This window comes from Caballeronia sp. Sq4a, assembly GCF_023170545.1.
GTDB lineage: Bacteria > Pseudomonadota > Gammaproteobacteria > Burkholderiales > Burkholderiaceae > Caballeronia.
On the sequence record NZ_CP084252.1, the window covers coordinates 100230 to 113221 of the forward strand.

Below are 12992 nucleotides of genomic sequence, written 5' to 3' on the forward strand. Positions count from 1 at the left end.
GGCGTCCGTCCCGCGCCCGTGAACGCTACCTGTGAGAGAGCGCGCGCGCCGATTGCAGAAGGTCGTCGAGCATGGCCTGCCGGCGGTCCGGCGTCGTGTCGCGGCCTGTCATGAAGCAGAGCGCCGCGACCGGCGTTCCGGCGCGATCGCGAACGGGCGCGGCCATGCATAGGCGAAACGCGTTCGAGAGTCCCTCGGTGCAGCAGTAGCCCAAGTCGCGCGCAAGCTCTACATCGCGCATGAATGCCTGAAAGTCGATACGAACGCCGTTGTCCAGAACGAAGTCTTCCTGCGGAATCAACGCGCGGATCTCGTCGGCGTTCATGTGGCCGAGCAGAAGGCGTCCGGTCGCGGTCCACGGAATCGGTACTCTCACGCCGATGTCCGAACTGATGTTGAAAGGGCGCGCGCTATTCTCGGATAGAACGACGGTGTACTTGTTACCCTCCAGCATGCACAACTGCGCGGTTTCCTCGTGCTTGCGCACCAGCGCGAGAATCGACTGATGCGCGCGGCTGATCAGGTCGTTGTGCGTTGCGTAGTCGGAGCCGTAGTAATGCATCTCCCGTCCGAAGAAGACGCTGCCGTCGGCGGTGCTTTCCAGCCAGCCGACTTCGGCGAGAATCGCGACGAGTTCATAGATGCTCGATCGCGGAGCGCCGGTCGCTTCGATCAGCTCGCGAATCGACATCGGGCGCTGCGCAATGTGCAGTTGCCTGAACATTGCGATCACGCGATCCACGCCCCGGGCGCGCGACGATTCCATCACAGCCATTCATCCGCTCCGTCGTGCGTCAATGATCGAGCACCCGATGCAGAAACTGCCGGGTGCGCTCGTTCGACGGATTGACGAAGATCTGCTCGGGATCGCCTTGCTCCGCGATCACGCCCTTGTCCATGAACACCACGCGATCGGCGGTCTTGCGCGCAAATTCCATCTCGTGAGTGACCACGACCATCGTCATTCCGTCGCGCGCGAGACCGCGCATCACGTCGGTGACTTCCCCGACAAGTTCGGGATCGAGCGCAGAGGTCGCTTCATCGAAGAACATGATGCCGGGCTCGACGGCAAGCGCCCGGGCAATGGCGACGCGCTGTTGCTGTCCCCCGGACAACTGGCTCGGATAATGATCCGCGCGCTCAGCGAGCCCCACGCGATCGAGCACGTCCATCGCGCGCTTGCGTGCATCGGCGGGACTCATCTTGCGCGCCTTGATCAACGCGAGCGTGACATTGCCGAGCGCGGTCTTGTGCGGAAACAGATTGAATTGCTGGAACACCATGCCGACGTGACCGCGAATGTCGCGCGCGCGTTTCGGGTCGTGCAGCGGAACTTCGTTGACCCAGACTTCGCCGGAATCCGCCGTTTCGAGGCCCGCCATGATGCGCAGCACCGTGCTCTTGCCCGAGCCCGATGCGCCGATGAGCACGAGGACTTCACCCGCACGCACGTCGATATTGATTTCGTCGAGCACGCGCGTTGCGCCGAATGCCTTGCTGACGCGCGTGAGCGCAATGACGGGCTTGTTCTGGCTTTGCTCGCTCACGAGAGTCTCCTGCGGTCATGGTGGCGCACCCACTGCGAAAGCGGGAAGCACACGACGAAGTAAATGACTGCGACGAGCCCGTAGATTTCGACGGGCTTGCCGATCCGGTCGACAATAGCCTGTCCGCCGTGCATGAGTTCCGACATGCCGATCATGCTGACGATGGACGTGTCTTTGATGAGCGACAGATACTGTCCGACGAGCGGCGGCAGCACGATTCTTCCGGTCTGCGGCAGCACGACGGTGCTGAAGGTCTGCATGCGCGACAGTCCGAGGATCTGCGAGACTTCCCACTGGCCCCTCGGCACCGCCTCGATTCCCGAGCGGAACACTTCGGCGATATAGGCGCCCTGATAAACGCTCAGACCGATGACGCCGGCCGCGAACACGTCGATCGCATAGCCGAAGTAAGAGACGCCGAAGTAGATGAACATCAGCGTGATGAGAACCGGCGTGCCGCGAAAGAGCTCGATGTAGACCTTGGCGGCGCGATCCGTGGCCCACGGCCCAAACGTTCGCAGCACGGCGGCGAGAAGGCCGATCAGCGTGCTCCCGATGATGGCCGCGACCGACAGCAGCAATGTCGTCACGAGACCCTGCAACAGGATCGACAGACTGGTACCCAACAATTCGAGTGACATGATCCGGCTCCGGTTCGCGACTCAGGCGCGATTGGCACGGCGCAACGTGAAAGCGCCGAACCGCGCGCGCGGCGGCACGACGAGCGGTGGATGAAACAGCCGCGCGCCGAGGCGGCTTGCAAGCCAGGACAGCACGTTGCTCAGCACCAGATACGCAACGAGCACGACCGCGAAAGTCTGAACGTACAGCAGCGTGCGCGAGTTGATGACCGTCGCTGTTCCGGTCAGCTCGGGCAGCGCGATAGCGGACAAGAGCGACGTGCCGAGCAGCAACTGGATCAGGTAGTTGACGATCGCCGGATAGACGGCGCGGGCGGCCTGAGGCAAGACGATCTCCGACATGATCTGCCCGCGCTCGAGGCCGAGGATTGCCGCAGCTTCCAGTTGTCCGCGCGGCACCGACTGAATGCCTGCGCGAAACACTTCCGACAGGTAAGCGCCGACATTCAGCCCGAGCGCGATGACGCCTGCCCAGTAGGCATCGAGCGCGATGCCCGCCGACGGCAGGCCGAAGAACACGATGAAGATCTGAAGAAGCACCGGCGTGTTGCGGATAATCTCGACGTACGCACGCGCGAGGAAGCGAACGACGCCGAGCGGGGACATGCTGGCCAGCGCGGCCACGAGGCCCAGAAAAATCGCCAGCACGAACGAGAGAAGCGTGACCTGCAGCGTTAGCCAGCCGGCTTTCAGGAACTCTGGAACATAGCCCCACAGGGTCAACCACTCATAGCTCATGTCCTTCTCCGTATCGGATCCATCGGTCCGTCGTCGGCCGGCGATCCCATCGTGCGCTGCTCAGAATTGCGGATTGAGCGGGAAGCGCGGATCCACGCCGAACCACTTCTTGTAAAGCTGCGCGTTGACCTTCGACGCATTGATGTTGAAGAGGAACAGGTTCAGGTAGTTGAGCCACGCCTGATCGCCGGCTTTCACGCCGAACGCGTTGTACTCCAGCGGCACCAGTGCTTCGTTGGTCACGGTCAGTTCGGGGTCCAGCTTCGCCTGATAGGCGAGGAAGTTGTTGTCCTCGATCATCGCGTCGGCTTGCCCTTGCTTGACGGCGAGAATAGCGGCCTGCGAACTGTCGTATTCCTGAATCTTGACCTGCATGTTCAGCGAGCGGACTTCATCGCCATTCGTCGACCCTTTGACGGTCGCGATCGTGCGGTTAGTCATGTCCTTCACCGACTGAATGCCGCTGCTCTTCTTGACCAGCAGCGCCTCGCTCGCGACGACGTACGGCGACGTGAATTCGATGACCTTCGCGCGTTCGAGATTGCGCGTGAAGTTGCAGAAGACGACATCGACCTTGCTCGTCTGCAGGTTCGGAATGCGGTTGGCGCTGGTCGTATTCACGACTTCGAGCTTGACGCCCATCTGCCGGGCCAGCTCCTTCGCGAGATCGACGTCATAGCCGTCCGGCTGACCGTCCTTGTCGTAGAAGCCGAACGGCGCGAACGTCAGACAGTCGCCGACGCGCAAGGTCCCGCGCTGCAGGACTGCCTGCAGTGTCGAGGAACTCGATGCCGCAGGGCTTTCGGCTGGGGTGGAGACCTTCGTGCATGCCGTCAAGGCAATCGCGCCGATGACGAAGAGAGCGGCCGCTTTGCCGCGAAGAGCAACGAATTTCATTTGCAGGTCTTGATTCCAGGGTGGACGAGGGACCGGTTCCAGAACTGCATCCGAAAGGCACCGGAGTGTGTTGTGTCCGATATATCGGACAGGCATCTGACTCTTTGGAATGGAGTTCAGTGTTGACCGAGAGTATTTCGGCGGCAAGCGGCCTAATTACGGATTGTCTTGGGCTTTTTGATGAGATAAAGGCTCGGGGCAGGCAGCCCTGATGTGGAGGCTCGATCGTTGCGATGCGTTGAGCGCGGCGTATGCGAGGGCAGTGCGATCCTGTGGCATCGTTGCGACCTGCTTTCTATTCGATACTCCGCGACAGAGATGAGCGTATCGAAATCCGACATCGAAGATTGCTTGCTGCGACTGCTTCGACAGCGCGCCGCGACTTCCTCTATCTGCCCGTCAGATGTTGCGCGCGCTCTCGCTGCCGATGAAGACGCATGGCGCGCGCTAATGCCCGTGGTCAGACGGGTGGCCTCGGCACTGGCGCATGAAGGGCGCATCATCGTCACGCAAGGAAGCGAAACGTTGCATCCGGACGCGATCAATCACGGACCTATTCGCTTGCGACGCGGGCCGACGTTCGGGCAAACAGAGTGACGCGCGGCGTCGTGGGCAGTCCCGCCAAGCCGGCATCCGATTTCAATGCAGAACGGCTTGCGCGATCCCCGCAAGCGCGCAGCCGATCACCACGACGAGTGGCGGAACTTTCCAGCGCACCAACAGGAAGAAGCCGATGACAGCGATCGCAAAGTCGGATGCGGTGCGCACGGCGCTGATCCAGACCGGCGAGTAGAGCGCTGTCGCGAGCAATCCGACAACGGCCGCATTGACACCCGACAACATCGCAGCCATCGACGGCCGCGCACGCAGCGCTTGCCAGTACGGCAACGCTGCAAGCACGAGCAAGAGACCGGGAAGGAAGATGCCAACGATGGCGAGCAGCGCTCCCCACGCGTGATGGCCTGTCCCGGTCATGGTCCACCCCAGAAAGGCAGCGAAAGTGAATAGCGGACCTGGAACCGCCTGTGCGGCGCCGTATCCAGCCAGAAAGTCGTTCGACGATACCCAGCCCGTCGCCACCGTCTCCTGCTGAAGAAGCGGAAGGACGACGTGACCACCGCCGAAGACGAGCGCGCCCGAACGGTAGAACGCATCGAACATCTTGATTGAGTGTGTCGGATCGGTCGCCATCAAGACCGGAAGTCCGAAAAGGAGAACGCAGAACAGAACGAGCGCGATGGCGCCCGCCGCGCGAGGCACGCGAAACGCCTGAGCGTGTTCATGCGTTGCAGCGAGGCTTCCCGCCGTGGGCGTGTGGCACAGCGCGATGCCGAGCAGTGCGCCCGTCACGATGACGATAAGCTGCGCGTACACCGTGGTCAGGGCGGCGAGAATCGCGATCGTAGCCAGCGCGATCCACGCCCGGCGATGATCGGGACACAGGCGCCGCGCCATATCCCATACGGCTTGCGCCACGACGGCGACTGCGACGAGCTTGAGCCCGTGAATCAGGCCGCTGCCCACCGGCCCGTCGAGCGATGGCGCGAGAATCGCGAAACCAATCATCAGCGCGACAGAGGGCAGCGTGAATCCGCACCACGCTGCGATCCCGCCGAGCCAGCCCGCGCGCAGCAGGCCGATGGAGAAGCCCGCCTGGCTGCTGGCCGGTCCGGGGAGAAATTGGCAGAGACCGATGAGATCGGTGAAGGTGTCGTCGTTGAGCCAGCGGCGTCGCTCGACGAACTCGCGGCGGAAATAGCCGATGTGCGCGACGGGTCCGCCGAACGACGTCAGCCCGAGCTTCAGGAAGACCATGAGCACCTCGAGTGCCGAGCCTGCCCGGTGCCGGCTGGACGTCAGAACGTTTGCTTCCATCGAGGCCTTTCGATCATGATTGCAACGAGCGCGATTCGGCGCTAAAGATCGGCCGCGTCATTTAAGCAGTGGGGATTGCCGTGTCGCCGATGGCTGCAATCGAAAGCCATGTGCGCTGGCCATCCTCGGGAAACAGCTCGATCTGCGAAATGGCATGCAGGTTATCGCGTTCTCGCGAACAGAAAGCGCTTTTAAGGTCCTGTCCTGTTCGATCGAGCGACCACGCACGCGTGAGCGCCTTAACCGATAGCGCAAACGAATGATATCCCCAGCCAACGCCATGCGCCGAAAAGACGACGGTAGATCCTGGCGAAAGACAGAGCAACGGCGCTTCGCTTCCGCGAAGACGCGCGGTTCGACCAGTTCAATCGCCGGGGATGGCGCGGGCACACAGTGTTTCGTTACGATGCCCGGCGCACGCCACGGGCGTCCGTAGATGAGAGCGCTCCTTTATTCGATGGATGATGGTCCACCCTTATTGGGCCACCTCTTAAGCAAGAGATAAGATTTCGCTGCCTATACTGCATTGAGCAAGTTCGGTTTTAGTGAGCACTGAATTAATAGACATTAGCGATCCTAAACTGACTTTGAAGCACACCGTACTCGCTTTTAACTTCTGTTCTTTGCAGTGTGACTCATAACCTGACAGGCACTAGAACGCTCGTTTGAAACTAGGTCTCACGGCACCGTTACATTCACCTGGGTGTATCCGGAATGAGTGAAGCTCTCTTTGACGGGTTCGATGTCGAAAGGCTGATTCATGGCTTCCGCCCGCCTGAACTGCCGCAGTGTGAGCCCGACGAAGCCACGATAGAAGCGGCGGGCCGCAAGGTCAGGCAGTGGACGAGTAGCGTGACCGGTCCACTGACGCCGGGCACCGACGCGCATCGTAGCGAGATGTGTCGGATGTTCCGTGAGACCTTCAGTCCGTATCGTCCGTCTATTATGGATTGGCCGAAGCTCGAACCGGACGTGTTGCAGAGAATCGTGTCTCTGCCGATCTGGGACATCGCCGTGCAGACGGAGGGCAAGGCCAGGATGCGCATGGCCGCGTACGCAGCGACCCTCAGTGAGCCCGACGTTCGCGACGCGCTGGCGCTCAACGCCTGGGAGGAGAACCGGCACAAGGAAGTCTTGTCGCGAATGGTGGCGACATACGGCATTCCGCTCGCGAGCGAAGCACCGTATGTCTATCCAAAGGATACCGAATGGGCTTACCTGGTCACGGGTTACAGCGAATGTATCGATAGTTTCTTCGCTTTCGGCCTCTTCGAACTCGCCCGCCGCTCGGGGCTTTTTCCGCCTGAACTCGTTGATACCTTCGAGCCGGTCATGCATGAGGAGTGCCGTCATATCCTGCTCTTTGCGAACTGGATTGCGTGGCACCGTTCCAGGCTCTCGTGGTGGCGGCGTGTCCGCTTCGAGCTAAAGGTGGCTGCGGTATGGGCGTTTCTCGTTTGGGAGCGGATGAGCCTCGCGCGAACGCTCGACGCCGACGGCAACGAACAGAAACAGGACAACAACTTCACTCTCAACGGCGCGCAGTCGCTGTCGTCGGCACAGGTCGGTGTCGCCGATCTGATGAAGCTATGTCTGACGGAAAACGAACGGCGGTTTTCCGGCTATGACCGCCGTTTGCTGCGCCCCGAAACGGTACCGAAGCTGGTTGCTTTCGCACTGCGCTTCATGCGCAGTAAGACGGAATGAGGTCATCGCTTCAAGGAAGTTTGAATGAGCGAAGCCGTGAGCCGTCGTCATTTGCAAAACCGGGGCCATTCTGCGTCGCGATACCGATGTTAAGCAGCAGGGCAATCACGCCAGCGCAAAAGTCTTTCGCTTACCGCTTTGGCGGGACGCTGCGAGGGAGCGGCGTACGGTTGCGTACCGCGATGCCTCGATCAGCGGGGGGCGCGAAACCGACGCTTCCTGTGTCAGGTTTCCCGAGAAGACCTCCCTAAGCCACTCACGCCATGATGTTGACGCCGCCATCGACATACAAGGTCTCACCCGACAGGCGGCGCGCATAAGGCGTCGCGAGAAACGCGCAGGTGAAGCCCACGTCCATGATATCGACGAGTTCGCCGAGCGGCGCGCGCTGGGCCGCCTCGGTCAAAAGCACGTCGAAGTCCTTCAGACCGGAGGCGGCTCTCGTCTTGAGCGGGCCCGGCGAGATGGCGTGCACCCGAATGCCCTTCGGCCCCAGTTCATAGGCGAGATAGCGGGCGCAGGCTTCTAGCGCCGCCTTGACCGGCCCCATGACGTTGTAGGTCGGAACCACCTTGTTCGCGCCGTGATAGCTCATGGTGAGCATCGTGCCGCCGTTCTTCATCAAGGGTGCGGCAAGACGCGCCATCCGTACGAACGAGTGGCAGGATATGTCCATCGCACGGGCGAATCCTTCGCTGGAACTGTCGAGCAATGGGCCCTGTAAGTCCTCCTTGGGCGCCCATGCAATGGAGTGGACCAGGATATCGAGTCCGCCCCATTCCTTCTCGATCCGTTCGAACACGTCGTCGAGTTCGGTTTGACGAGATGCATCGAGCGGCATGAAAAGCGATGCGTCGAGGTCTTTCGCAAGCGGCTCGACGTAGGGTCTTGCCTTGTCGTTGGCATAAGTGATCGCAAGCGTCGCGCCGAGTTCGTGAAAGGCTTTTGCGCATCCGTATGCAATCGAATGTTCATTCGCGATGCCGGTGACGAGCGCCTTGGCGTCGCGTAGGATGGGCTGCGGCGAGGTCGGTGTCATGAGAGAGATCCTTCATGCAGGCAGAGATGCGGCGCCACTGGTCGACGCCGTTGGCTTGATCGCCGCGAGCGTATGCTGGCCGATCATGAGTTCTTCGTTCGTCGGTATGACCCAGACAGTCGCCTTGCTCGACGCCGCGCTGATGCAAGGTCCGCCCGACGCGTTCGCGGCAGGGTCGAGCTCGATTCCAAGCCACGCTGCATCGCGCACGACGCGCTCGCGAATGATGCTGGCGTTCTCCCCCACGCCGGCCGTGAAAACCAGCGCGTCGATGCCCTGCATCGCGGCCACCAGGGAACCGAGTTCGCGCGCGATCCGGTAGATGTACATGTCGATGGCAAAGCGCGCGCGCGGCGCGTCGCTCGCGAGCAGCGCGCGCATGTCGCTCGACATGCCCGACACGCCGAGCAGGCCGGACTGCCGGTAGATCAGATCTTCGATCTGCTGCGTGGTCATCTTCAGCTCGGACATCAGGTAGAGGATGACGCCAGGGTCGAGGTTGCCGCAGCGCGTGCCCATCAGCAGGCCGTCGACAGCGGTGAAACCCATTGTGCTCGCGATGCTCTTGCCGCCAGCCATCGCGCACATGCTCGCGCCGTTGCCCAGATGCGCGACGACCGTGCGGCCGCTCGGGGCGGCCGGTGCCAGGCGCGGCAGCACGCTCGCAATGTACTCGTACGAAAGGCCGTGAAAGCCGTAACGGCGCACGCCCTTTTCGGTGATCGAGGCGGGCAGTGCGTAAGCCTGCGCCACTTCAGACGCCGAGCGGTGAAACGCCGTATCGAAGCAGGCAACTTGCGGCAACTCCGGGCGCGTTCGCGCGATGATGCGGATCGGATTCAGGTTATGCGGCTGATGCAACGGTGCCAGCGGCACTAGCTTTTCGAGTTCATCCAGCACCGCTGGCGTCACCTGAACCGGCCCCGCGTACGTCTGGCCGCCATGCACCACACGATGACCGACAGCGATAAGACGATGCCCTTCGCCGTGGCTGCGCAGAAACGCGCCAATATGCTCGATCGCGCCCTCGTGGTCGAGGCCAGCGTGCGCGCTCATGTCTTCAGCCGTCGTATTGCCGGCGTTGTCGACCGCGCTGAAACGGGGCGCCGTGCCCAGTCCGTCGACCTGTCCGCGCAACACGAGATGCATGGTCGTGCCGTCCACGCCGAAAGCGCGGAACTTGATGCTGGACGACCCTGCGTTCAGTACCAGAATGACGTCGGCCATGACGCTACCTCAACACGTTGTGGGTCTCGCGCTTCGCCTCTGCCACGAGCGTGGCGACCGCGCATGAGGCGAGGCGCGTCAGCAAGGCGTCGGCGCGGCTCGTCAGAATGATCGGCACGCGCGCGCCGAGCACGATGCCGGCCGCGTCTGCGCCCGCCAGAAACGACAGGCTCTTCGCGAGCATGTTGCCCGCTTCGAGATCGGGGACCATCAGCACGTTGGCGCGTCCCGCTACCTGCGAATCGATGTGCTTGATCCGCGCGGCTTCGAGATTGATTGCGTTGTCGAGCGCGAGCGGACCGTCCACCAACGCGCCCGTCACCTGGTGCCTGTCCACCATCTTGCATAGCGCGGCGGCTTCTATCGTGGACGGCACCTTCGGATTCACGGTTTCCATCGCGGACAGGATGGCGACGCGCACTTGCTCGAAATGCAGCGCGTGACCGAGATCGATAGCGTTCTGCAGAATGTCCATCTTCACGTCGAGCGACGGCGCGATGTTGATTGCAGCGTCGGTCACGATCAGCGCATGCTCGGTCTGCGGCACATCCATGACGAAGCAGTGGCTGATGCGCCGCTCCGTGCGCAGTCCCGATTCGCGGTTGACGACCGCACTCATTAGTTCGTCGGTATGCAGGCTGCCTTTCATCAGCGCTTCGGCCTTGCCCTCGCGCACGAGCTGAACGGCGGCCGAAGCCGCGGCATGACTGTGCGGGGCATCGACGAGCGGGTATTCGGCAATGGAGATGCCGGCTTGCGCCGCCGCTGCTTCAATACGCTCCTTCGGTCCGACCAGTACCGGTGCAATCAGCCCCATGCGCGCCGCTTCGACGGCGCCTTGAACGGAAGTCGAATCGCAGGGATGGACGACCGCCGTTTGCAATGGGGGCAGGCTCTTGCAGAACTCGATCAACCGTTGATACTTCGCGTGCTTGTTTTCCATCGTGCCTCCATCGAAAAGATGACTGCATGCGATAGCCCGGACGAGTCATGGTCGCGCGAGTGCAGCGGTGGCTCGGCCGCGCGTGGGCTTTGCCGCGAGAACATTGCGGATGCGATCCAGCATGGCCCGCTGCGCGTCGGTCGGGCTGGTGCTCTGGACCCGTTCGTCGGTCATCAGCGCGTCGAGTAGCGTGACGAAGCGCGCGCGATCGTTCTTGTCGGCGATGAGCAGTGGCAACGTTGCGAGCGCCTGTTCGGGTTCGAAGCTGACGATGAGTTCCTGCTCGCCGCGGATGCGCCTCCATTGATCAGGAGGCACTTCGGGAAGGTAGTCCGCATACGCCTGCGCCAGTTCCTGGCGCGTGATGAGCCGCGAGAGCGGCAGCGGTTCGCCCTTGCGTGCAAGAAGCGCCGCCGCGCGTGCAATGGCTTCCGTGTAACCGCCTTCGCTGATCGCCGCGAGCGCGTCCTTCACGAAAGGCAACTCGCGCGGCTCTGCGCCGGTCTTGACTGGACTTTCCGCCGGAGCTTTGTGATCGGCGAGATACGCCGAGAAGAGATTCGCATAGATCGTGAAGAATGCCGCTTCCATGCCGGCGTCGCGCATTGCCCGGTAATAGTCGAGCGATGCGCTGATCAATTGCGAGCCGGTCGTCTCCATTGCGCACCACGGATTGTCCCGTTTTGCGGGCTGGCGATTGGCTTTTACTGCGTTCGCCGCCGATGGCAGCCACGCGAGCCACGGATTCAGGTCCGAAAACGCCCAACGCTGGAAGCGCAGTGGATGGAAGGCGCGCAGCATGCGCGCGCTCGTATCGTTCGACATCGACTGCACGAACGGACGCGCGAATAGTTCATAGGCACGCTGATTGAACTCGGAAATCTCGGCCACGGCCTCGAAGGGCTTCTCGTCCTCGCGCTCGAAGCGGTTGAAGCGAGCCGCCACTTCTTCCAGCCGATACTCGCGAAACTCGACCTCGTAATCGGGTTGGCCGTCCGTACCTTCGCGTTCGGTAATCGACATTCCGTACAGGCCCGGCGCAAAAGACTCAATGGCTTCGAGCACGGAAACGATCTGCGCATGTTCCTTCTTCGCCACTTTGCCAGAGACAAAGATGCCGAGATGGCCGATATGCTCGTGCATCAGACCGACGATGACTTGGCCGCGTGCCTTGATCTCCTCGGTGCTGCCGTACAGGTCCGCCACCCAGTTGAAGGCCTGTTGCGGCGGCGTGATGTTATCGCCCAGCGACGCGAACAGAATGATCGGCGAGCGGATGTCGCGCAGATCGAATGCCTTGCCGCTGGCGGCTTTGACATCGCCCGACCAGAGCTTGTTGCCGACGAAGAGGTTGCGGGTGATCCACTCGATCTCCTCGCTGTTCATCAGATAGTAGTCGCCCCACCAACGTTCGAAGTCGAGAAAGCGCGGCGGTTCCGTGTCGATGTTGTGATACAGGTGGTAGTACTTGTCCCACAGCGTATTGGCCGGGTTCAGGTTCTCGAAGTTCTGCACCAGATGTGCGCCGTCGAACTTGCCGGCGCCGAGATCCGCGGCGAACGACGCGAGCCACGAGCCGCCGAGCAATCCGCCGGCGTAGCGCATCGGGTTGTCGCCTTCGCCTTCGCTCCAGGCGCCGCTCCAGTAAGACATCGGCGCGCCGTTGATCACGATAGGGCCGGTATCGCCGGGATCGGAGGCTGCGAGCATCATTGCGGCCCAGCCGCCCTGACAGTTGCCGATCAGCGCGGGCTTGTCACTGTCCGGATGCAACTCGCGAACTCGCTTCACGAACTGTTGCTCGGCCACGCAGACGTCGAGCAGTGTCTGCCCCGGTTCAGGATCGGGAAAGAAAACGACGAAATACACGGGGTGTCCCGCTCGCAGCGCGACACCGGCTTGTGAATCGTCCTTGAAGCCGCCGATGCCCGGGCCGTGTCCCGCGCGCGGGTCGATGATGAGGTACGGGCGCTTGCGTGGGTCCACGGTCACGCCTTCGGGCGGTGTGATCTTCAGAAGCGCGTAATTAACGGGTCTTTCGAACTGACGGCCGTCGAGGACGAACTCGTAGTCGAAGTGCAGCACCGGCTTCGGCTCTTGCCGGCTTCGTTCGTAGAATGCGGTGCCGCGCTCGCGCAGCGTATCCCAGAACATGACCGAACGCTGAATCAGGTCGAGCCCGTAGGACCAGGTGTCCCACGGAGTCGGCGCACGCGCGTTCGCGCCGGGCGCGGTGCCGGCGCCGCCGAACGCGGCGTGTAATCGCTCAGTGAAATTCTTCTGCGCGTTTTCGGTCCGTGCGTTCAGTATGCGCGCAACCTTCGCGTTGATCTCCCGACTGCGTGACAATTGGTTTGCTGCGTCCATGACGTAGACCT

At 62.0% G+C, this 12992-nt stretch carries 12 protein-coding genes; 2 read left to right on the forward strand and 10 right to left on the reverse strand.

Annotation, left to right across the window (positions count from 1 at the left end):
• Positions 1 to 25: 25 nt before the first annotated feature.
• Genes LDZ24_RS20070 through LDZ24_RS20090 form a run of 5 tightly spaced genes read right to left on the reverse strand, consistent with a single transcriptional unit; the run spans position 26 to position 3823 of the window.
• The gene (locus LDZ24_RS20070) at positions 26 to 775 is read right to left on the reverse strand and encodes an IclR family transcriptional regulator (protein ID WP_248323866.1); all 750 of its coding nucleotides are present in this window, start codon (positions 773 to 775) and stop codon (positions 26 to 28) included.
• 19 nt (positions 776 to 794) lie between these two features.
• Positions 795 to 1547 (reverse strand): amino acid ABC transporter ATP-binding protein, encoded by a 753-nt coding sequence (locus LDZ24_RS20075; RefSeq protein WP_248323867.1) that lies wholly within the window; start codon positions 1545 to 1547, stop codon positions 795 to 797.
• On the reverse strand, positions 1544 to 2188 hold the full coding sequence (locus LDZ24_RS20080) for an amino acid ABC transporter permease (protein ID WP_248323868.1): 645 nt from the start codon (positions 2186 to 2188) through the stop codon (positions 1544 to 1546). The genes LDZ24_RS20075 and LDZ24_RS20080 overlap by 4 nt, the downstream gene beginning before the upstream one ends.
• 21 nt (positions 2189 to 2209) lie before the next feature.
• Positions 2210 to 2926 carry an amino acid ABC transporter permease gene (locus LDZ24_RS20085; RefSeq protein ID WP_248323869.1) on the reverse strand — a complete coding sequence of 239 codons (717 nt, stop codon included), beginning with the start codon at positions 2924 to 2926 and terminating at the stop codon, positions 2210 to 2212.
• Between the two features lie 60 nt (positions 2927 to 2986).
• The gene (locus LDZ24_RS20090) at positions 2987 to 3823 is read right to left on the reverse strand and encodes a transporter substrate-binding domain-containing protein (protein ID WP_248323870.1); all 837 of its coding nucleotides are present in this window, start codon (positions 3821 to 3823) and stop codon (positions 2987 to 2989) included.
• Positions 3824 to 4141: 318 nt separating this feature from the next.
• Here LDZ24_RS20090 and LDZ24_RS28160 point away from each other — a divergent pair, with 318 nt between their 5' ends.
• Positions 4142 to 4420 carry a DUF3253 domain-containing protein gene (locus tag LDZ24_RS28160; protein ID WP_350029453.1) on the forward strand — a complete coding sequence of 93 codons (279 nt, stop codon included), beginning with the start codon at positions 4142 to 4144 and terminating at the stop codon, positions 4418 to 4420.
• A gap of 42 nt (positions 4421 to 4462) precedes the next feature.
• Here the strand turns inward: LDZ24_RS28160 and chrA are convergent, their stop codons facing one another.
• On the reverse strand, positions 4463 to 5698 hold the full coding sequence (gene chrA / locus LDZ24_RS20095) for a chromate efflux transporter (protein WP_248323871.1): 1236 nt from the start codon (positions 5696 to 5698) through the stop codon (positions 4463 to 4465).
• Between the two features lie 714 nt (positions 5699 to 6412).
• Between chrA and LDZ24_RS20100 the strand changes: the two genes are divergently transcribed.
• Positions 6413 to 7405 carry a ferritin-like domain-containing protein gene (locus LDZ24_RS20100; RefSeq protein ID WP_248323872.1) on the forward strand — a complete coding sequence of 331 codons (993 nt, stop codon included), beginning with the start codon at positions 6413 to 6415 and terminating at the stop codon, positions 7403 to 7405.
• Between the two features lie 256 nt (positions 7406 to 7661).
• Here LDZ24_RS20100 and fabI read toward each other — a convergent pair whose 3' ends face one another.
• From fabI to LDZ24_RS20120, 4 genes are read right to left on the reverse strand one after another with little or no spacing between them, the layout of a single operon-like run.
• Positions 7662 to 8444: an enoyl-ACP reductase FabI gene (gene fabI, locus LDZ24_RS20105; RefSeq protein ID WP_248323873.1), complete on the reverse strand. Its 783-nt coding sequence runs from the start codon at positions 8442 to 8444 to the stop codon at positions 7662 to 7664.
• Between the two features lie 12 nt (positions 8445 to 8456).
• The gene (locus LDZ24_RS20110; RefSeq protein ID WP_248323874.1) at positions 8457 to 9671 is read right to left on the reverse strand and encodes an acetate/propionate family kinase; all 1215 of its coding nucleotides are present in this window, start codon (positions 9669 to 9671) and stop codon (positions 8457 to 8459) included.
• A 4-nt stretch (positions 9672 to 9675) separates the two neighbouring features.
• Positions 9676 to 10614, reverse strand: coding sequence for a phosphate acetyltransferase (locus LDZ24_RS20115; protein WP_248323875.1), 939 nt, complete (start codon positions 10612 to 10614; stop codon positions 9676 to 9678).
• 45 nt (positions 10615 to 10659) lie between these two features.
• Positions 10660 to 12981, reverse strand: a complete 2322-nt coding sequence (locus tag LDZ24_RS20120; protein ID WP_248323876.1) for a DUF3141 domain-containing protein — start codon at positions 12979 to 12981, stop codon at positions 10660 to 10662.
• Positions 12982 to 12992: the final 11 nt, after the last annotated feature.